This window comes from Gammaproteobacteria bacterium (ex Lamellibrachia satsuma) (genome assembly GCA_019623805.1).
Lineage (GTDB): Bacteria > Pseudomonadota > Gammaproteobacteria > Chromatiales > Chromatiaceae > QGON01.
Map to the genome: position 1 here is coordinate 4,188,172 of CP053680.1, position 17,747 is coordinate 4,205,918.

A 17,747-nucleotide genomic window follows, 5' to 3' on the forward strand; every position below is an offset into this window, starting at 1 on the left:
AATTACTATGCCGCTTTGTCTTGTTGCTGCGGCTTGAGAATTACAGACTGAGAGGGGCAGACGGCAAAGCATTCGCCACAGCCCGTACAGTCATCTGGGTCAAGTAGGGGCCGGGCCTTACCGCCGACCTCCAGTTTGAAGCGTATAGCTGATTCATCGCAGACTTCGCCGCAGCTACGGCAGACAACACCCTGCATCGAAAGGCAGTTGTCTGCGATCTCGGCTTTCAGCGGCCAGGGCGGCTGATTCAGGTCATTAAAAAAGGCCAGCACCTTATGGGTGCAGGCCTTTACGCAATCCCCACAGAATGTGCAGCCACCCTGTGAGAAATCTATTCTGGGAAATCCACCGGGGCCCCGCTGGATGATTTGTTGCGGACATTCTGAGATGCAGTCGTCGCATCGTTCGCACTTTTCGACGAATTCCGCTTCAGGTTTTGACCATGGCGGTCTGATAGAGGACTGTGCCCCACACAGGTCGCCACGAAGAAATTGTGTTCTGTTAATTGACACTATCAAATGGTGTTTCATTAGAACCTTGCGAGATTCTGTCACTGGCACCGAACAACATCATTGACGCTGGTCAAGGGATTGGGAAACAGCGCGTCAACTTTCTTCAAATTATTCAACCAATTACCATTTAATAGTTATTCACGCATACCTAATAATTGGTATATAACCTCTCTGGGGTAGATTAATGTTTACCCTAACAGAATGGAGAGGTTAACCTTAGTTATGTAAGCGTACAGTGAAGGGGTGCCGAGATCTTTGAAATAACAATGGGCAAGCAACGCAGTTGTCTACTTTTTTAACGCCCATACTGCCGCCTCGACCCGAGAATGCAGATTGAGTTTTTTCAGCAGATGTTTAACGTGGACCTTAACCGTACCCTCAGAAATATCCAGTGCCTGGGCGATTAATTTGTTACTCCTGCCACAAGCAATCTGACCCAGAATCTCCCGTTCACGGGTAGTCAACCCTGCCAAAGTCACTGATTGCGGCGATTTTTCCTCTTCACGAAGGGCCTGGGCAAGTAACCGGGTCAGTCGCTCACTGATGACGATTTCCCCTTCGATCGCTTTGCGGAGCGATCTGAGGATATCTTCAGGCTCCATATCTTTTAACAGATAACCGTCCGCACCCTGGCGTAGTGCGGCTATGACATCCTCTTCATTATCAGAAACAGTAAGCATTAAAATTCGTGCATCGGGATTTTCTTTTTTGATCGCGCGCAGGGTTTCAATTCCGTTCATCCCCTTCATATTGATGTCCAACAGGATCAAGTCCGGTTTGATACGCTTTGCGAGCGCCAGACCATCGAAACCATTTGCGGCTTCACCTGCTAGCACCAGAGATTCCTCCATATCTATCAGGTCTGCCACGCCTTTCCTGAACAGGGGGTGATCGTCAATAGCAAGTACAGTGCTAAGCTTTGTTTCGGGCATTATTCATCTTCTGAAAGAGGTTTTCATGGGATAAGGTATGGTCACTACCAGAGATGCTGAATGTCAACTCGATTCTAGTCCCGCCATTGTCCGTCTCTGTGATCGAAAGTTCGCCACCCAGCCATGCGGCGCGTTCTGTCATTATCGGCAAGCCGTAATGCTGCATCATATCGCCGTTTTTACTGGCGATGCCAATGCCATCATCTTCAACCCGAACCCTGACAACGCCATCGGGCTGGCACTCAAGCAGTACTTGAGCGGTTGTTGCGCTGGCATGTCTGATTACGTTTGAGAGTGCTTCGCGTACAATTTGGATGACATGAATCTCCGCATTGGGGCTGAATCTGCAATTTGCGATCCGGTCGACAAACTCAATCCGGATGCCGCTTCTGTCGGCATATTCACGGACGGTATTTTCCAGCGTGGCGACGAGTCCTGCCTCGTTGACCCGCAACCTAAATGAAGTCAGTAATTCCCGCAGCTGCCGGTAGGCACCGTTGAGTGCCAAGCGCAGGACTTGAGTGATGGAGAGAATACTCTCTTGGTCATGCTCTTCGGAGACACTCTTTTCCAGACGGCTAACCTGTATTTTGAGGTAGGAGAGAGATTGGGCAATCGAATCGTGTAACTCCCGGGCAATCACACTGCGCTCTTCCATAAGCGACAACATCCGGCCTTGTGATGCCCGCTGAGCCACATTGATCGACAAGGCAATGTGGCTGGCCACGGTTTCCAACAGACGCTGCTGCCACTCTTCAAGCGCCTTTTTCTCAGAAAATTCAACCAAAAGCACGCCAAACTGCTCCGCTTGATCACGGAGCTGAAATTCACGTACCGCTACATCCATCTTGTCACCTTATAAGCAAACAATGGTCGATTGTCGAAACCAAGATCACCTTTTGACCGCCTGGCAATAAAGCGATCTGTATTCGTTCAGCCAATAAAAATGTACGTGAATATTTTCCCTGATACCGGCATTGATTTTGAATGATAATTATCAATGACGAATAAGTTTATTAGAATATTTTGTTAAAGCAATCAATTAGTTGCCAATTTATTGGTATGCAAAGCTACCTAAGTTTCGGTATTATTTGCTGATAATGAGAAACTGCAGCAATTCTCCTTACCCTCAATTTTCAAGGGATAAAACAAGTGCTTTGTAAACAACGTGATAAGATCGAAAAAATCGGGTAACCTCGCCTCACAATTCTTGTGATTCACCCCTCATATCAGGTATGGTTGCGCCTTATTGAAATTAACGGCTTGCAGCACTCCGAACTGCTGATACAGATAGTGTGATCATCTCCAGGACCACACCCATAAATATAAAACGTGACTTCACCTCTTTCTGATACTGCAACATTTGAAGCCAGGGACCTTGAGTGCATCCGTGACGACCGGGTGCTCTTTTCAAGCCTGTGTTTCACCGTGAACCCCGGCGAAGCGCTTGTGCTCGAAGGACGCAACGGCAGTGGTAAGACATCCCTGTTGCGTATCTTGTGCGGTATCCGGCTGCCGGAATCGGGACAACTGCTCTGGAAGGGTGAAGATATCTTCAGGTTGGGTCCTGAATATCACGAGCACACCGCCTACCTTGGACACAAGGACGGCAGCAAACTCGATCTGACCCCCTTGGAAAACCTGCGCGTGGCCCGCGGATTCGGTAAGGCTAAAGAGGGGATCACCCTGGAAGAGGCGCTGGATCAGGTAGGGCTCTACGGCTTCGAGGACGTGCCAACCCGCAATATGTCAGCAGGACAGCAGCGGCGTCTGGCAATTGCCCGGCTTTTGGTCACCGATGCAAAGTTCTGGATTCTGGATGAACCCTTTACCTCACTGGACAGAAAAGGCATAGAACACATGGAACGGCTCTTTGAAGCGCACCTGCAATCTGGTGGCATGGCGGCCATGACGACTCATCACCGTATTGGCTTCAAGGAAGATGTCAAACTGGTACGGGTCAACCTGTCGGATCGATGAGCACGCTCTCTCTTACCAGCGCATTCACCCTGCTCCTCAAAAGGGACTTGCTCCTGGCCTACCGGCGTCGCGCCGAACTGGTCAACCCGCTACTGTTTTTTGTGCTGGTCACCGCCATGTTTCCCCTGGGCATCGGCAACGATCCCAAGCTGATTCAGGCGGTAGGTCCCGGCGTCATCTGGGTCGCGGCCCTACTCGCCGCCCTGCTCTCCCTGGACACCATGTTCCGTTCCGACTTTGATGATGGGACCCTGGAGCAGTTTATGCTCAGTGCCCATCCGATTTCGGTGCTGGTCCTGGCAAAGATTCTGGCGCACTGGATGATCACCGGACTGCCGCTTTTCATCGCCGCCCCCTTGCTGGCGATGATGCTGAATGTTCCCACTGATGCCATTCCGACCCTGATGCTGACGCTTGTACTCGGAACTCCGGTATTAAGCCTGATCGGTTCGGTCGGCGTGGCATTGACCGTCGGTCTGCGCCGTGGCGGCGTCATTCTTTCACTGCTGGTGCTGCCGCTCTATGTCCCGGTATTGATCTTTGCCACCGATGCAGTAAAGACCTCCATTGTGGGGATTCCCACCAGCGCGCAGATTTCCATCCTTGCAGCCATGCTGGTAGGTTCCCTTGTTCTGGCGCCTTTGGCCACCGCCGCTTCTCTGAGAATCAGTTTAAGTTGATATGATAGTTCGATTTTTCCATCAGATGGGTTCGCCCCGTTACTTTTACAACGTCGCGGGCAAGATGATTCCCTGGTTCGCGATCTCTTTTCTGCTCACCCTGATCGCCGGTATCTATTACGGGCTGTTCGTCGCCCCACCCGACTATCAACAGGGAGAAAGCTACCGCATCATGTACATTCATGTGCCTGCGGCCTGGATGTCGATGTTCATCTATATGGTGATGGCGGCCGCCGGCCTGATCAGCTTGGTCTGGCGCATCAAAATCACGGAGATCACGATTATCAGCAGTGCCTCGGTTGGGGCATCCTTTACTTTTCTGGCACTGGTGACCGGCTCATTGTGGGGCAAACCCATGTGGGGGACCTGGTGGGTCTGGGATGCACGTCTCACATCTGAGCTATTGTTGCTGTTTCTCTACCTAGGCATCATCGCGCTCTACAGCGCTATAGAGGACAAACGCGTGGCTGCACGAGCCATCTCTATTCTGGCGCTGGTGGGCGTGGTCAATATTCCGATCATCCACTACTCGGTGGAGTGGTGGAACACGCTGCATCAGACCTCATCCGTGACCATGACTGGAAAACAGGCCATGTCGACCAGCATGCTAATCCCGCTTTTGTTGATGGCCATCTCTTTTAAACTTTATTACGGTGCCGTGGTCTTAATGCGGGCACGAGCTGAAGTACTGGAACGTGACCGCAATACCCGATGGGTGCGCGAGCTGGTTGAAGGGGAGATGAAATGAGCGAATTTCTGGATATGGGCGGTTATGCCATGTATGTTTGGCCGTCTTACGGACTGGCTTTCGTCATCCTCGTTGCCAACTGGGTCAGCCCGCTTTTACAGCGCCGCCGGGTCCTAACTGACATCGCCCGCAAACTGCGTCGCGAGAAGAGAGAGCAAAAATGAATCCTATTCGAAAAAAACGCCTTTATCTGATTGGTATGATGGTTGCCGGTATCGGTGTCGCTGCCTGGCTCGCTCTGAACGCCTTTGATGAAAATCTGATGTTTTTCTTCTCGCCCTCCGAAATAGCTGAAGGAAAAGCCCCCACCGGCCACCCCTTCCGCGTCGGCGGATTGGTGAGTAATAACAGTGTTAAACGCAGGTCTGATGGACTTACCACGGCCTTTGACGTCACAGACAATGCCGAGACCGTTACCGTGGAGTACACCGGCATTCTTCCCGATCTGTTCCGCGAGGGCCAAGGTATCGTCGCCCTGGGGCAGTTGAACGAAAGCGGTATTTTCGTCGCCAGTGAAGTACTGGCTAAACATGATGAGAACTATATGCCGCCGGAAGTGGCTGACTCTCTGAAAACGGCCCACGATGAAGGCGTCAAAGAGATGCAGCAGCAGGTGAGTGTCCAATGATCCCTGAAATTGGACATTATGCGCTCATCCTGGCACTCAGCCTTGCCATCATCCAGGCTGTCATCCCACTCGCGGGTTCCTATACGAACACCCACAGCTGGATGGCCCTTTCCCGGCCATTGGTCTGGGGCCAGCTGCTTTTTCTGACCCTCTCGACCGTAGTTTTGGCAAATGCCTTTATGGCCAACGACTTCTCGGTCATCTATGTCGCTCAACACGGCAACACCAAACTGCCAGATCTCTACAAGATCTCCGCTGTATGGGGCGCTCACGAAGGATCACTGCTGTTGTGGGCCTTTCTGCTTGCCGCCTGGAGCGCAGCCATCGCCCTTTTCAGCCGTAACCTGCCGCTGCCTGTGGTCGCCCGGGTGCTGTCGGTTATGGGCATGATCAGCATTGGTTTTCTGCTGTTCCTGCTGATGACCTCCAACCCTTTCGACCGCACTTTTCCGGTACCCTTTGAGGGCCGCGAACTCAACCCCATGTTGCAGGATCCGGGGTTGGCCATTCACCCCCCACTGCTCTACATGGGTTATGTCGGCTTCTCAGTCGCATTTGCCTTCTCCATTGCCGCCCTCCTTGGCGGCAAGCTTGATGCGTCCTGGGCACGCTGGTCACGTCCCTGGACCACGGTGGCCTGGGTTTTTCTGACTGTGGGTATCGCCTTGGGCAGTTGGTGGGCCTACTATGAGCTGGGCTGGGGTGGCTGGTGGTTCTGGGATCCGGTGGAAAATGCCTCTTTGATGCCATGGCTCGTAGGCACTGCCCTGATGCACTCACTGGCGGTGACCGAGAAACGGGGTGCCTTCAAGAGCTGGACCGTGCTGTTGGCGTTGTTTGCCTTCTCCCTGAGTCTGCTTGGCACCTTCCTCGTCCGGTCCGGCGTATTGACCTCCGTCCACTCCTTCGCGTCAGATCCGGAACGCGGCGTCTTCATCCTGATCTTTCTGCTGGTCGCGATCGGTGGCTCTCTCATGCTCTATGCATGGCGCGCCCCCTATATCTCCGGCGGCGGCCGCTTCGACCTGATCTCACGCGAGACCTTTTTGCTGGGCAATAATTTACTGCTATCGGTACTGGCCGGTCTGATCCTGCTTGGCACCTTGGCGCCGCTGATCTACGACGCCATGGAGTGGGGCAAGATTTCAGTCGGTTTTCCCTGGTTCAACAAGATGTTCGTTCTGCTGACGCCCTTTCTGGCGCTGTTGATCGGCGTGGGATCGATCTCCCGCTGGAAACACACCGACGCCGCCTTCCTGGTCAAGCAGTTGAGAGTCGCGTTTGTCGTCAGCCTGGCCTTCGGCCTGCTCACGCTTCTGCCCCTGTTTTCAGACGGTAACCTGATGGTGGGCCTCGGTATGGGGTTGGCGATGTGGGTGGTACTCTCCCATGTGGTCAACGTCAAAGAACGTCTCAAGCATAAATCCGGCTTCAGCGGCTTCATGCGTGATCTCTCGGGTGGTGGCCGCAGCTACTACGGCATGATTCTCGCCCATATGGGTGTGGCCATGTTTATCGTCGGCGTTACCATGGTTTCCAACTACGGTATCGAGCAGGACGTCCGCATGTCTCCCGGTGATACTGCAAACATTGCCGGCTATGATTTCAGGTTCGAGGGCGTCAGTGAGTTTCCCGGACCGAACTACAATGCCCATCGTGGACGTTTTCTGATTTCCAAGGATGGCGAACAGATCGCCATCCTGCAGCCTGAGAAACGTACCTATTTTGTGCAGACACGCCCCATGACTGAAGCGGGGATCGACTGGGGACTGACCCGTGATCTCTATGTCTCTCTTGGTGAGTCGCTTGGCAATGGGGACTGGAGCCTGCGCCTCTACTACAAACCCTATATTCGCTGGATTTGGATAGCCTCAATCTTCATGGGCATCGGTGGGTTGCTCGCCATCACGGACAGGCGCTATCGCACGGCCCGCAAGCGAGCCAGTTCCACATCCACCCTGACGGCAGGGAGTTCGACCCCAGCCGCTGCGGAGAGTCATTCATGAGTCGTTATCTGCGTTTCCTTGTGCCTTTGGCAATCTTTGCAGTGATTGCCGCGTTCCTGTTCAAGGGACTCGACATGAACCCGCGGGAGATACCCTCCCCGCTGATCGGCAAGCAGGTGCCCGAGTTCTCTCTGCCCCTGTTGGAACAACCCGATACTCAGATCACCAATAAGGATTTGCTGGGCAAGGTCTATCTGCTCAACGTCTGGGCGACCTGGTGTGTCTCCTGCCGGGCTGAACATGAAACCCTGGTACAGCTCGGCCGCATGAACAAGGTCGACATCTACGGCCTCAACTGGAAGGATGAACGCGACGCAGCACAGGCCTGGCTCAGGCAACTGGGTAATCCCTATGCCGCCAATATCTTCGACAAGAAGGGCCGCACAGCCATTGATTTGGGCGTCTACGGTGCACCTGAGACCTTTGTTGTCGATGCCAAGGGCATCATCCACTACAAGCATGCCGGACCGGTCAATCCGGATCTGATTCGCGACAAGATTCTGCCGATGGTGGCGGAACTCAAAAAGAAAGGATGATGTTCGTGCGTAGCTTTCTACTGAGCCTGTTTTTTCTCGTAATCGCCACCCCACTCCATGCCGCCACCCTGGCAGAGTACACATTCGAAGATCCGCAAAAGGCGGCTGACTTTCGCGAGGTCATCGATGAGATGCGCTGTCTCGTCTGCCAGAATGAGTCCCTCGCCGGTTCCAATGCCGAGCTGGCGGTGGATTTGCGCAACGAGATTTTCGATATGATGACGGCGGGACAGGATAAAGATGACATTATCCGTTTCATGGTTGCCCGATATGGTGATTTTGTCCTCTACGATCCGCCGATGAAACCCTCGACCTACCCACTCTGGTTCGGCCCGTTGATACTGCTGATCATTGGCGCTTTGGTACTTATCCGTGCGCTACGGAAAAAAAGCGTGACCCAAGAGACCAAACTCTCGAACGATGAGCAACAGCGGCTCGACACCCTTCTTAAGCAACCGTCTGATTCCAAGGACGCACAAAAATGACCCTTTTCTGGATTATTGCGGCCGGGTTGACCCTCCTGGCCATGGCCTTTGTTATTCTGCCTTTACTAAGAGGTTTTAAGAATACAGGCATCAGTTCCGATGAACTCAATCTTGAGGTTTTCCAGCAACAGCTGGAAGAACTGGATAACGACCTCGACAGCGGCATTCTCGATCAGGCCCGTTATGATGCTGCACGCAAGGATCTTGAAAAAGAACTCTTGATCGATGTATCGGGCGACAAAGTGGCGCCTGCAGCAATGAACCGCAGCAGCGGAAGGTGGGCAATGGGCACAGCCGTGCTTATCCCTGTCAGCGCTGTGATCCTCTACCAGATATTGGGTACCCCTGAAATCATTCCACGTCTGACGGGCCAAGTACCTGACACTACTGTGAACAGCGCCCAGGAACAAGCCAAAAACCTGCCTCCAATGGAAGAGCTGGTGCAAAAACTGGCTGATAAACTGGTGGAGCAGCCTGAGAACATAGATGGCTGGTTAATGCTGGCCCGCAGCTACATGTCCATGAGTAGGGTTGAGGAAGGGCTTGAGGCCTATGGACAGGCCATGAGACTCGCCCCGGAAAACACCGCCGTTTTGCTGGCCTACGCAGAGGGCCTGGCTAAAACAGACAGCAACAACTTCACCGGCAAGGCTGCATCCCTCGTCGAGAAGGCCGTCAAGCTGGATGCGGATAACCCCAATGCACGTTGGATGATGGGAATAGTCTCCTACCAGCGAGGAAACTACCTCGCTGCCGTGGAGCATTGGGAGAGAGCGCAGACTCTGCTCGGCCCGAATAACAAGGATGCGTCCACCATCACGAACGCACTTGAGGATGCGCGCAGAGAGATGGGCAAGACACCCAAACTACCCAGCATCGTACAGCAGGCCGCAGCCAAATCAGTACCGACGGCCAATGCAGCAGGCAAGTCGAAAATAACCTTGGAAGTCGTGCTATCCGATGAGATGCGTGCGAAGGCTAAACCTGGTGATCTGGTATTTATCTACGCCAAGGCGTTGGAAGGACCGCAGATGCCACTGGCGGCCGCACGCAAGCAGGTGCGGGATCTGCCCCTGACGATAGAGTTGGATGACGGCATGGCTATGATGCCTCAGTTCAAGCTATCCAACTTTCCTGAGGTTGTGGTAGGTGCGCGCATTTCGCTCTCAGGCAATCCCATAGCCAAGAGCGGAGATCCGGAGGGCGAGGTCAAACCCGTCACTCCTGGCCAGACGGGCACAGTGAAAGTTGTCATCAATGGGCTGCATCCCTGACACATTTAGGATGGGTTAGCGCAGCGTAACCCGACAAATCCCTGTACTTGTCGGATAATCTTTTTACCTGTCATTTCGACCGTAGGGAGAAATCTCGTGCTACGTAGCATGTGGGTGCTAACCGGACGGAGATCTCTCCCTATGGTCGAGACGACAAATACTCCGTGTCAGTAGGCCGTATTGGCATTGCGTAATCCGACAGATCCCTGCCTAGATAACTTCCAGCCCTCCCATATAGGGACGCAAAACCTCCGGCACTGTTATGTTGCCGTCACTATCCTGATAGTTCTCCATCACCGCAACCAACGTCCGTCCCACAGCCAAACCTGAACCGTTGACGGTATGGGCCAGTTCAGGTTTGCCTGTTTCCGGGTTGCGCCAGCGCGCCTGCAAGCGACGAGCCTGAAAATCCTCGAAATTGGAGCAGGAGGAGATTTCACGAAACTTGCCCTGCCCCGGCAGCCATACCTCAAGATCGTAGGTTTTGGCAGATGAGAAGCCAATGTCACCGGTACAGAGGGTTACGAGACGATAGGGCAACCCCAGTTTTTGCAGGATCGTCTCTGCATGCCCAGTGAGCGCTTCCAGTGCATCGTAGGAGTCTGATGCCCGTACAATTTGCACCATCTCGATCTTTTCAAACTGGTGTTGACGGATAATACCCCGGGTATCCCGCCCATAGGATCCAGCCTCACTACGGAAACAGGGAGTTTGCGCAACCCAGCGGCGCGGCATCTCCTGGTCGTCGATGATCACGTCCCGCACAAGGTTGGTAACAGGCACTTCGGCGGTGGGAATCAGGTAGTATTGATGTTCCCCCTTGAGGGCGAACAGATCCTCCTCGAATTTCGGCAGTTGTCCGGTTCCCCGCAGACTGTCACGGTTCACCAGGAACGGCACATAGGTTTCAGTATAACCGTGTTCATCTGTGTGGGTATCCAGCATGAACTGGGCCAACGCACGCTGGAGTCTGGCCAGTGGTCCATGCAACGTGACGAAACGGGAACCGGTCAGTTTGGATGCAGCATCGAAATCCATCAGCCCCTTGGCTTCCCCTAGATCGACATGATCCTTGGGTTCAAAATCGAATGCCTGCGGCTCTCCCCAGCGGCGCTCTTCCCGATTGTCGTCTTCACTCTTGCCGTCCGGCACCGAATCATGGGGAATATTTGGAATGACTAGGGTGATATCGCGCAACTCGGCTTGAACCTCGTTCAAGGCCTCCTGTTGCAGCTTCAGCTTGTCGCCGAGATCCGCCACTTTTGCCAAAAGAGGCTGGATATCCTCACCAGCGGCCTTGGCCTTGCCGATCGACTTGGAACGGCTGTTACGCTCGCTCTGCAGCTCCTGTGCCTGAACCTGCAGTTCCTTGCGGCGTGTCTCGAGAGACAAAATCCGCGCTTTATCCAGCTTAAAACCCCGGCGTTCAAGTAACGCCGCGATGTTGTCCAGATCATTTCTCAGCAGTCGGGGGTCAAGCATCTCTTTTTTCCTAATTCAGTCTGGTGGACCAACTTACGATATGGCCCGGTTCAATCAATTTGTTCAGATCCTGTAGCACCTGTTCTACCTTTTCAGGCAGGTCAAAGAACTCAATCACCAACGGCAGGTCCAGCGAAATATCCAACAGAGATGACTCATGGGCCTTGCCTGACTTGCCGAAACCGGCAATCCCGCGAAAGGCTGTCACGCCACGCACCTGTTCCTGCTGGTGCAGGAAGTCCAGCAGCTGTCTTAACTGATGATCCCCTTCGGTCAAGTAGATCCGAACCATGGTAACTTCGGTCTGATTCATAGCTGTCTCCCAAGTAAGACGCCAAACCAGCAGGCCAGCAGACAAGCGGTGACACTGAAAGCAATGTTCAGGCCCGCTTTCAAAAAATCCGCCTGCTCGATCAGGTTCAAAGTTTCAATGGAGAATGTTGAGAAAGTGGTAAACGCCCCCAGAAAACCCACCAGCAGTGCGGCACGCATCTCCGGCGCAACGGTCATTCTCTCCAGCAGCAGAATGTAGAGAAAACCCATCAGTAGTGAACCCGCAACATTGACCACAAGGGTACCAAACGGGAAGCCGCGGCCAAACAGAGCGTAGATGCCGTTGGAAACCCAAAAGCGAAATACCGCACCTGCGGCGCCTCCTGCAGCGATGGCAAATAGCTGCGTCAAACCTACTATCCTCTGAGCATGCTGAAACGGAGCATTCTACCTATGCTGTTATGGGATGGATAGCAATGATGGTGCGCACGGCGCACCCTACGTTCTGCGTTCTGCGTGGAGTAGGGTGCGCCGTGCGCACCATGACGCTAACTACGAAGACTCAGCATCCAGTTTTTTCAGGTAGGCCAGCTTCTCGGCAATCTTGATCTCCAGCCCCCTGTCCACGGGAAAATAGAATTCACGGCCGGCAAGCTGTTCTGGTAAATAGTTTTCCCCGGCGGCATAACCTTGGGGTTCATCATGAGCATAACGGTAGGCCTTGCCGTAATCGAGTTCCTTCATCAGCTTGGTCGGCGCGTTGCGAAGATGCAAAGGCACATCAAGGGAACCAGACTGCTTTGCCTCGGTAAGTGCACTTTTCCAGGCGCTATAGACTGCGTTGCTTTTTGGCGCACAGGCCAGGTAGGTCACCGCCTGTGCAATGGCCAACTCCCCTTCCGGGCTACCGAGACGCTCCTGGGTATCCCAGGCATTGAGCGTTATCTCCAGCGCCCGTGGGTCGGCATTGCCGATATCCTCGGATGCCATACGCACCACGCGGCGTGCAATATAGAGGGGATCGCAACCCCCATCGACCATACGAGCAAGCCAGTAGAGCGCCGCTTGCGGGGCCGAACCCCGTACCGATTTATGCAGAGCGGATATCTGATCGTAAAAGGCTTCTCCTCCTTTATCGAAACGCCGCAACGTGCCGGTCGCAACCTCTTCGATAACCTGTTTACCAATCACGCTGTTTTCACTCAGGTCGGAGGCAATCTCCAGCAGATTCAAGGCCCGGCGGGCATCGCCATCCGCCGCTTCCGCGAGCATCCCGCAAACCTCATCGTCCATCTGAAGTTCACGCTCTCCCAACCCCCGCTCCTTTTCGCTCAATGCCTGTCGAATGATGCGTTTTACATCTTCCTCGGTCAGGGACTTGAGCACATAGGTTCGCGCGCGGGAGAGGAGCGCATTGTTGAGTTCAAACGAGGGGTTCTCCGTAGTGGCGCCGATGAAAACGACAGTGCCATCCTCCACGTGGGGAAGAAACGCATCCTGCTGGGACTTGTTGAAACGATGCACCTCATCAATGAACAGCACGGTTGCCCGATTCTCCTGTTGTCGGGAGAGGCGCGCGTGCTCAACTGCAGCTCGGATATCCTTTACACCGGACAACACTGCCGAGAGGCTGAGAAAGTTGGCACCGGAGTGCCCGGCAATAAGACGGGCGAGGGTGGTCTTGCCGGTTCCCGGTGGCCCCCAGAAGATCATCGAGTGCAACCGGTCCTCCTCGATTGCACGCCTCAGTGGCTTACCCTGGCCGACAATGTGTGACTGCCCGACAAACTCATCCATCGTGCGGGGGCGAATGCGATCAGCCAGCGGGCGCATTCCACTATCAGGCTCACGGCTGAACAGATCGGCTTCAGTCATAGATCGCCGATCAGATCAAGACCGGATGGGGGATCGAAGATAAACAGTTCGTCTTGCAGTTCTGTGTTGCGTGTTATGTTGGAAAAGACGAAACGGGTTACCTGTCCAAAACTGTCGGACATATCCATGCGCCGCAGTTCACGATCAGCCAATCCAAGGCGAAGACTGTTGAACTGCACATCCTTCTGCTTGGGGAGGAGCTCCACCCAAACCAACCCCTCTTTTTCCCCCAGCTCCCGTATGTCGAAATGACGGTCAACCGGACTGGTATCGCTCAGCAGCAGTGCAGGCGTTCCCTTTAACGCCTCATGCTGGCTGCGGTGGGAAACCTGTTCCAACTCGACGTCCTGGAGCCAGACACGGTTGCCGTCGGCGACAATGATCTGTTCATTCGGTGGCGCATATTCCCAACGAAAACGCCCGGGCCGGTCGAGATAGAAGGTGCCGTTGGTAATAAAGGCGCCTTCAAGCTCCGGGGTTGTCAGGGTCTGCTGAAAATCCGCCTGTAAGGTTGTCAGATTCTTCAGGAAGAGCTGCAACTGTTTGGTACCCTCATCCGCATGAACGGCAAAGGGTATAAAAAGTAGTGCCATCAACAGTAAAAATCTGGGAGTCATCGTATATGCCAATTATCTAATCGCTGTAGTTAGGAACGGCGCCTCCGCCGCGACTTAGCTTAATCCACGAAGTTTTCGCTGCGAGGCGTCGCCCCTACAATTTAATCCTCTGGCGGCGGCGGGGCCAATACCTCGCGGCTACCGTTCGATTCCACCGGCGTGACAATGCCGGTACGTTCCATCTCTTCGATCATTCTGGCCGCCCGGTTGTAGCCAATCTTCAATCTGCGCTGTACGCCGGAAATTGAAGCGCGACGCGTCTGGGTCACAATCTGTACCGCTTCGTCATAGAGCGGATCAACATCCTCCACGTCACCGGATTCCGCCGGAAAACCGGGTAGCGACTCGGTTGCCTCCTGCACAATCTCTTCCAGATAATCAGGACCGGCATTCGCTTTCAGATGACTCACCACCCTGTGGACCTCATTGTCATCCACAAAGGCACCGTGCATGCGTTGGGGAATATTCCCTCCAGGCCCGAGATAGAGCATGTCGCCATGTCCCAGCAGATGCTCGGCGCCCATCTGATCCAAAATGGTTCTGGAGTCGATGCGGGATGAGACCTGAAAGGCGATCCGGGTTGGTATATTGGCCTTGATCAGACCGGTGATCACATCCACGGAGGGTCTCTGTGTGGCAAGAATCAGATGGATACCGGAAGCGCGGGCCTTCTGCGCCAACCTTGCGATCAACTCCTCCACCTTCTTGCGGGCCACCATCATCAAATCCGCAAGCTCATCGATAATGACCACGATATAGGGCAGAGGTTCCAGCGTCGGGTATGCCATTGCCTCTATGATTTCAGTCGGTTCGGGCTGAAACAGCGGATCCTTGATCGGTTCACCCGCTTTTATTGCGTCTTTTACCTTACGATTGAAACCGGCGATATTACGTACGCCGAGGTTTGCCATCAGTCTGTAACGCCGCTCCATCTCACCGACGCACCAGCGCAAGGCATTGCCGGCCTCCTGCATATCGGTCACTACCGGTGTCAGCAGATGGGGAATGCCCTCGTAGACCGACAACTCCAGCATCTTCGGATCGACCATGATCATGCGGACATCAGTGGGCTTGGCCTTGTAGAGCAGGCTTAGAATCATGGCGTTGATCGCCACCGATTTACCGGAACCGGTGGTACCGGCAATCAGCGCATGGGGCATGCGTCCCAGATCCGCCACCATGGGATTGCCGGCAATATCTTTACCCAGCGCCAGAGTGAGCGGTGATTTCTCCAAATCGTAGACTTCGGACTTGAGCACCTCGCTGAGATAGACCATCTCGCGGTTTTCGTTGGGTATCTCTAGACCAATCACAGACTTGCCCGGAATCACCTCTACCACGCGTACCGCCACCGTGGAGAGTGCCCTGGCCAGATCTTTGGACAGGCTGCTTATCTTGCTCACCTTGGTGCCGGGAGCCAGTTGCAACTCGTAGAGAGTGACCACAGGCCCGGGATGCACTGCCACGACCTCCAGCTCGATATCGAAGTCACTGAATTTCAACTCCACCAGGCGTGACATGGCCTGCAGAGACTCTTCAGAGAATTGTGGGCCTGAATGTTTCGCAGGTTCCAGCAGCATCAGCGGAGGCAGTTCGCTGTTGGGATCAGCCTCGAAGAGCGGCACTTGGCGTTCCCGCTCCTCCCGCATACTCGGCTTGGGGGCTTTGATGACCGGTTCAATCTTCGGCGGTTTACGTTTGCTGACCCGCTTTTTCTCTCTCTGTACCGTCTCAGCCCGGCTTTTACGTGCCTGATTGGCAGCACGTCTTTCTCGCAGAACGCTGATCTTGAGTAGCATCCACCTCTGCGTGTTCAGCACAGTTCCACCAATTCCGTCCATCACGGTGAACCAGGAGACACCGGTAAACAGGGTAAATCCACTGAGAAAAAGCGCCAGCAGCAGAAGGCTGCTGCCTGAGCGGCTGAATATCGCCTCAAAATAGCCGCCCAGAGATGCACCGAGTACGCCACCCGTACCGGTGGGTAATCCGATCTTCAAATGTGCAGTATGCAGCGCCGCCAGCGCACTGCCGGCAGCCAGGGTAATGAAGAAACCGATCCAGCGAACGGCGACCAGATTGACGTTGACGGTATCGTCCGGATTACGGCGCCTGAAAACCAGTACGGCACTCCAACTCAACATGATGGGAAAGAGGTAGGCAAAAATACCAAACAGGTAGAAAAAAACATCGGCAAACCAGGCACCCGCTGGACCACCTGAATTAATCACTTGAGATGAGGGTACCGTGTAGGACCAGCCCGGGTCATCAACCGAATAGGTAATGAGTGTAAGCAGGAGATAACCACTGAGACAGAACAGACTCCACATGGCACCCTCCCGCAATGCATGACTGACATGCGCCGCAAAGGGTGTCTGATCAACCGAATCCTTTGATTTTGCCTGCAATTGACTATCCTGGATTATGCAAAATAATTATTAAGTTAGCTTACGTTCTTATTCTAATTTCACAAGTATTGATCGCGCAAGACTGGATGCACAATTTTTCCACCCGAAACATTAACTGCAGACGACAGCACTTCGTCCTCTGCCAGCCTTCCGGCAGCCAGACGTTGCAGATAGGGAAGCAGTGCAGCGGAGAGGGTTTGCGAAGCACTGCGGGGCACGGCGCCCGGCATATTCGTTACCCCGAAATGGATGATGCCGTCCACCAGAAAAGTGGGTGACTCGTAGGTCGTCGGGCGGGTTGTCTCAATACATCCTCCCTGATCCACCGAGATATCGATGACCACACTACCCACCTGCATGCTTGCCACTTGGGCTTTGGAAACCAGGTGCGGCGATTTGGCACCGGGAATCAACACCGCACCGATGAGAAGATCGGCTCCCGCAACCGCAGCGGAGATACTTGTCGAATAGGGATAGAGCGCAGTGACATTGTCACCGACGGCGCGCATTGCGGCCATGCGTTCCCGTAGGCGGTCAAACACTGTCACCTCTGCACCCATGGCAGCAGCCATGCGCACAGCGTTGCCTCCGGCCTGTCCCGCGCCGAGCACAACCACCCTGCCCCGCTCAGCAGCTGGAAGCCCGCCCAGCAGGATACCCTTTCCGCCTGCCGGTTGATGCAGCAGCCCTGTACCTATCTGCACGGCCAGGCGGCCAGCAATATCGCTCATCGGCGCCAACACCGGTAACCCGCCTCGATCCGCGAGTGTCTCAAAAGCCACTGCGGTGACGCCGGATTCCAACAGTTGATGAGTCAGTTGGGAATTGGCTGCAAGATGCAGAAAGCAGAATAGCAGGTGATCCCGCCGCAGCATCTCCGGTTCCCCGGCAAAAGGTTCCTTCACCTTGACGATTATTTCAGTCTGACCATAAAGCGCTTCGGCATCCGGCAGAAGCGTGACACCCAGCTGGGTATATGACTCATCAGGATAGCCGCTTGCTACACCAGCACCTGCCTCAAGAAAGAGCTCATGGCCCGCACGAGCCAGTTCGGCACAAGCTTCCGGAACCAGCCCGACACGGGCCTCCAGTGGCTTGATCTCTTTCGGTATGCCTATCCGCATATTCTCATTTTACCCTCTGAGAAATCTTCTGAAGCAGTAAGAGACCCATTTACCCATTCAAAAAAGGGTGAGTCACCTTTACCCGGGGCAGATCATTTCGTAAAATTTGGCGGTTGAGTGCGGAACTTGAAACCTCTGTTTCCATCCCCACATTTCACTGTTATCAAGCTTAAAGACTGTTAACCCG

Annotated in this window: 19 protein-coding genes; 9 read left to right on the forward strand and 10 right to left on the reverse strand. The window is 54.1% G+C overall.

The window, feature by feature from the left end:
• Positions 1-5: 5 nt before the first annotated feature.
• The 3 genes from napF to HPY30_18060 form a co-directional block, all read right to left on the reverse strand.
• Positions 6-530: a ferredoxin-type protein NapF gene (napF, locus tag HPY30_18050; protein QYZ67721.1), complete on the reverse strand. Its 525-nt coding sequence runs from the start codon at positions 528-530 to the stop codon at positions 6-8.
• Between the two features lie 269 nt (positions 531-799).
• Complete coding sequence (gene narL, locus HPY30_18055) at positions 800-1,444, reverse strand: two-component system response regulator NarL (protein QYZ67722.1); 645 nt, start codon at positions 1,442-1,444, stop codon at positions 800-802.
• A complete protein-coding gene (locus HPY30_18060) occupies positions 1,425-2,291 on the reverse strand; it encodes a hypothetical protein (protein ID QYZ67723.1) in 867 nt (288 codons plus the stop codon). The genes narL and HPY30_18060 overlap by 20 nt, the downstream gene beginning before the upstream one ends.
• Positions 2,292-2,776: 485 nt before the next feature.
• Here HPY30_18060 and ccmA point away from each other — a divergent pair, with 485 nt between their 5' ends.
• Genes ccmA through ccmI form a run of 9 tightly spaced genes read left to right on the forward strand, consistent with a single transcriptional unit; the run spans position 2,777 to position 9,781 of the window.
• Positions 2,777-3,424: a cytochrome c biogenesis heme-transporting ATPase CcmA gene (gene ccmA, locus HPY30_18065; protein ID QYZ67724.1), complete on the forward strand. Its 648-nt coding sequence runs from the start codon at positions 2,777-2,779 to the stop codon at positions 3,422-3,424.
• Positions 3,421-4,104: a heme exporter protein CcmB gene (ccmB, locus tag HPY30_18070; protein QYZ67725.1), complete on the forward strand. Its 684-nt coding sequence runs from the start codon at positions 3,421-3,423 to the stop codon at positions 4,102-4,104. The genes ccmA and ccmB overlap by 4 nt, the downstream gene beginning before the upstream one ends.
• A gap of 1 nt (position 4,105) precedes the next feature.
• Positions 4,106-4,852, forward strand: a complete 747-nt coding sequence (locus HPY30_18075) for a heme ABC transporter permease (GenBank protein ID QYZ67726.1) — start codon at positions 4,106-4,108, stop codon at positions 4,850-4,852.
• Complete coding sequence (ccmD, locus tag HPY30_18080; protein ID QYZ67727.1) at positions 4,849-5,016, forward strand: heme exporter protein CcmD; 168 nt, start codon at positions 4,849-4,851, stop codon at positions 5,014-5,016. The genes HPY30_18075 and ccmD overlap by 4 nt, the downstream gene beginning before the upstream one ends.
• Entirely contained in the window at positions 5,013-5,480 is a 468-nt protein-coding gene (ccmE, locus tag HPY30_18085) for a cytochrome c maturation protein CcmE (GenBank protein ID QYZ67728.1), read from the forward strand. The genes ccmD and ccmE overlap by 4 nt, the downstream gene beginning before the upstream one ends.
• Positions 5,477-7,486 carry a heme lyase CcmF/NrfE family subunit gene (locus tag HPY30_18090; protein ID QYZ67729.1) on the forward strand — a complete coding sequence of 670 codons (2,010 nt, stop codon included), beginning with the start codon at positions 5,477-5,479 and terminating at the stop codon, positions 7,484-7,486. Before ccmE ends, HPY30_18090 begins: the two co-directional genes overlap by 4 nt.
• Positions 7,483-8,022: a DsbE family thiol:disulfide interchange protein gene (locus tag HPY30_18095; protein QYZ67730.1), complete on the forward strand. Its 540-nt coding sequence runs from the start codon at positions 7,483-7,485 to the stop codon at positions 8,020-8,022. Before HPY30_18090 ends, HPY30_18095 begins: the two co-directional genes overlap by 4 nt.
• Positions 8,022-8,507: a cytochrome c-type biogenesis protein CcmH gene (locus tag HPY30_18100; GenBank protein ID QYZ68124.1), complete on the forward strand. Its 486-nt coding sequence runs from the start codon at positions 8,022-8,024 to the stop codon at positions 8,505-8,507. Before HPY30_18095 ends, HPY30_18100 begins: the two co-directional genes overlap by 1 nt.
• Positions 8,504-9,781, forward strand: coding sequence for a c-type cytochrome biogenesis protein CcmI (gene ccmI, locus HPY30_18105; protein QYZ67731.1), 1,278 nt, complete (start codon positions 8,504-8,506; stop codon positions 9,779-9,781). The genes HPY30_18100 and ccmI overlap by 4 nt, the downstream gene beginning before the upstream one ends.
• Positions 9,782-9,991: 210 nt before the next feature.
• Here ccmI and serS read toward each other — a convergent pair whose 3' ends face one another.
• The 7 genes from serS to HPY30_18140 all read right to left on the reverse strand — a co-directional run bounded on the left by serS (position 9,992) and on the right by HPY30_18140 (position 17,560).
• On the reverse strand, positions 9,992-11,263 hold the full coding sequence (serS, locus tag HPY30_18110; GenBank protein ID QYZ67732.1) for a serine--tRNA ligase: 1,272 nt from the start codon (positions 11,261-11,263) through the stop codon (positions 9,992-9,994).
• Positions 11,264-11,273: 10 nt separating this feature from the next.
• Positions 11,274-11,576 carry a DUF190 domain-containing protein gene (locus tag HPY30_18115; protein ID QYZ67733.1) on the reverse strand — a complete coding sequence of 101 codons (303 nt, stop codon included), beginning with the start codon at positions 11,574-11,576 and terminating at the stop codon, positions 11,274-11,276.
• A complete protein-coding gene (crcB, locus tag HPY30_18120; GenBank protein ID QYZ67734.1) occupies positions 11,573-11,947 on the reverse strand; it encodes a fluoride efflux transporter CrcB in 375 nt (124 codons plus the stop codon). The genes HPY30_18115 and crcB overlap by 4 nt, the downstream gene beginning before the upstream one ends.
• Positions 11,948-12,088: 141 nt before the next feature.
• Positions 12,089-13,411 (reverse strand): replication-associated recombination protein A, encoded by a 1,323-nt coding sequence (locus HPY30_18125; GenBank protein QYZ67735.1) that lies wholly within the window; start codon positions 13,409-13,411, stop codon positions 12,089-12,091.
• On the reverse strand, positions 13,408-14,028 hold the full coding sequence (lolA, locus tag HPY30_18130) for an outer membrane lipoprotein chaperone LolA (GenBank protein QYZ67736.1): 621 nt from the start codon (positions 14,026-14,028) through the stop codon (positions 13,408-13,410). Before lolA ends, HPY30_18125 begins: the two co-directional genes overlap by 4 nt.
• A 101-nt stretch (positions 14,029-14,129) precedes the next feature.
• Positions 14,130-16,436: a cell division protein FtsK gene (locus tag HPY30_18135; GenBank protein QYZ67737.1), complete on the reverse strand. Its 2,307-nt coding sequence runs from the start codon at positions 16,434-16,436 to the stop codon at positions 14,130-14,132.
• A gap of 59 nt (positions 16,437-16,495) precedes the next feature.
• Positions 16,496-17,560: an alanine dehydrogenase gene (locus HPY30_18140; protein QYZ67738.1), complete on the reverse strand. Its 1,065-nt coding sequence runs from the start codon at positions 17,558-17,560 to the stop codon at positions 16,496-16,498.
• Positions 17,561-17,747: the final 187 nt, after the last annotated feature.

What these genes read in the sequence shown, in the direction of transcription:
- serS (QYZ67732.1), bottom strand. Translation starts at nt 11,263, where the DNA reads ATGCTTGACCCCCGACTGCTGAGAAATGATCTGGACAACATCGCGGCG.
- HPY30_18125 (QYZ67735.1), bottom strand. Translation starts at nt 13,411, where the DNA reads ATGACTGAAGCCGATCTGTTCAGCCGTGAGCCTGATAGTGGAATGCGC.
- HPY30_18095 (QYZ67730.1), top strand. Translation starts at nt 7,483, where the DNA reads ATGAGTCGTTATCTGCGTTTCCTTGTGCCTTTGGCAATCTTTGCAGTG.
- ccmE (QYZ67728.1), top strand. Translation starts at nt 5,013, where the DNA reads ATGAATCCTATTCGAAAAAAACGCCTTTATCTGATTGGTATGATGGTT.
- ccmD (QYZ67727.1), top strand. Translation starts at nt 4,849, where the DNA reads ATGAGCGAATTTCTGGATATGGGCGGTTATGCCATGTATGTTTGGCCG.
- HPY30_18140 (QYZ67738.1), bottom strand. Translation starts at nt 17,560, where the DNA reads ATGCGGATAGGCATACCGAAAGAGATCAAGCCACTGGAGGCCCGTGTC.
- narL (QYZ67722.1), bottom strand. Translation starts at nt 1,444, where the DNA reads ATGCCCGAAACAAAGCTTAGCACTGTACTTGCTATTGACGATCACCCC.
- ccmB (QYZ67725.1), top strand. Translation starts at nt 3,421, where the DNA reads ATGAGCACGCTCTCTCTTACCAGCGCATTCACCCTGCTCCTCAAAAGG.
- HPY30_18115 (QYZ67733.1), bottom strand. Translation starts at nt 11,576, where the DNA reads ATGAATCAGACCGAAGTTACCATGGTTCGGATCTACTTGACCGAAGGG.
- lolA (QYZ67736.1), bottom strand. Translation starts at nt 14,028, where the DNA reads ATGACTCCCAGATTTTTACTGTTGATGGCACTACTTTTTATACCCTTT.
- HPY30_18100 (QYZ68124.1), top strand. Translation starts at nt 8,022, where the DNA reads ATGTTCGTGCGTAGCTTTCTACTGAGCCTGTTTTTTCTCGTAATCGCC.
- napF (QYZ67721.1), bottom strand. Translation starts at nt 530, where the DNA reads ATGAAACACCATTTGATAGTGTCAATTAACAGAACACAATTTCTTCGT.
- HPY30_18075 (QYZ67726.1), top strand. Translation starts at nt 4,106, where the DNA reads ATGATAGTTCGATTTTTCCATCAGATGGGTTCGCCCCGTTACTTTTAC.
- ccmI (QYZ67731.1), top strand. Translation starts at nt 8,504, where the DNA reads ATGACCCTTTTCTGGATTATTGCGGCCGGGTTGACCCTCCTGGCCATG.
- HPY30_18090 (QYZ67729.1), top strand. Translation starts at nt 5,477, where the DNA reads ATGATCCCTGAAATTGGACATTATGCGCTCATCCTGGCACTCAGCCTT.
- HPY30_18060 (QYZ67723.1), bottom strand. Translation starts at nt 2,291, where the DNA reads ATGGATGTAGCGGTACGTGAATTTCAGCTCCGTGATCAAGCGGAGCAG.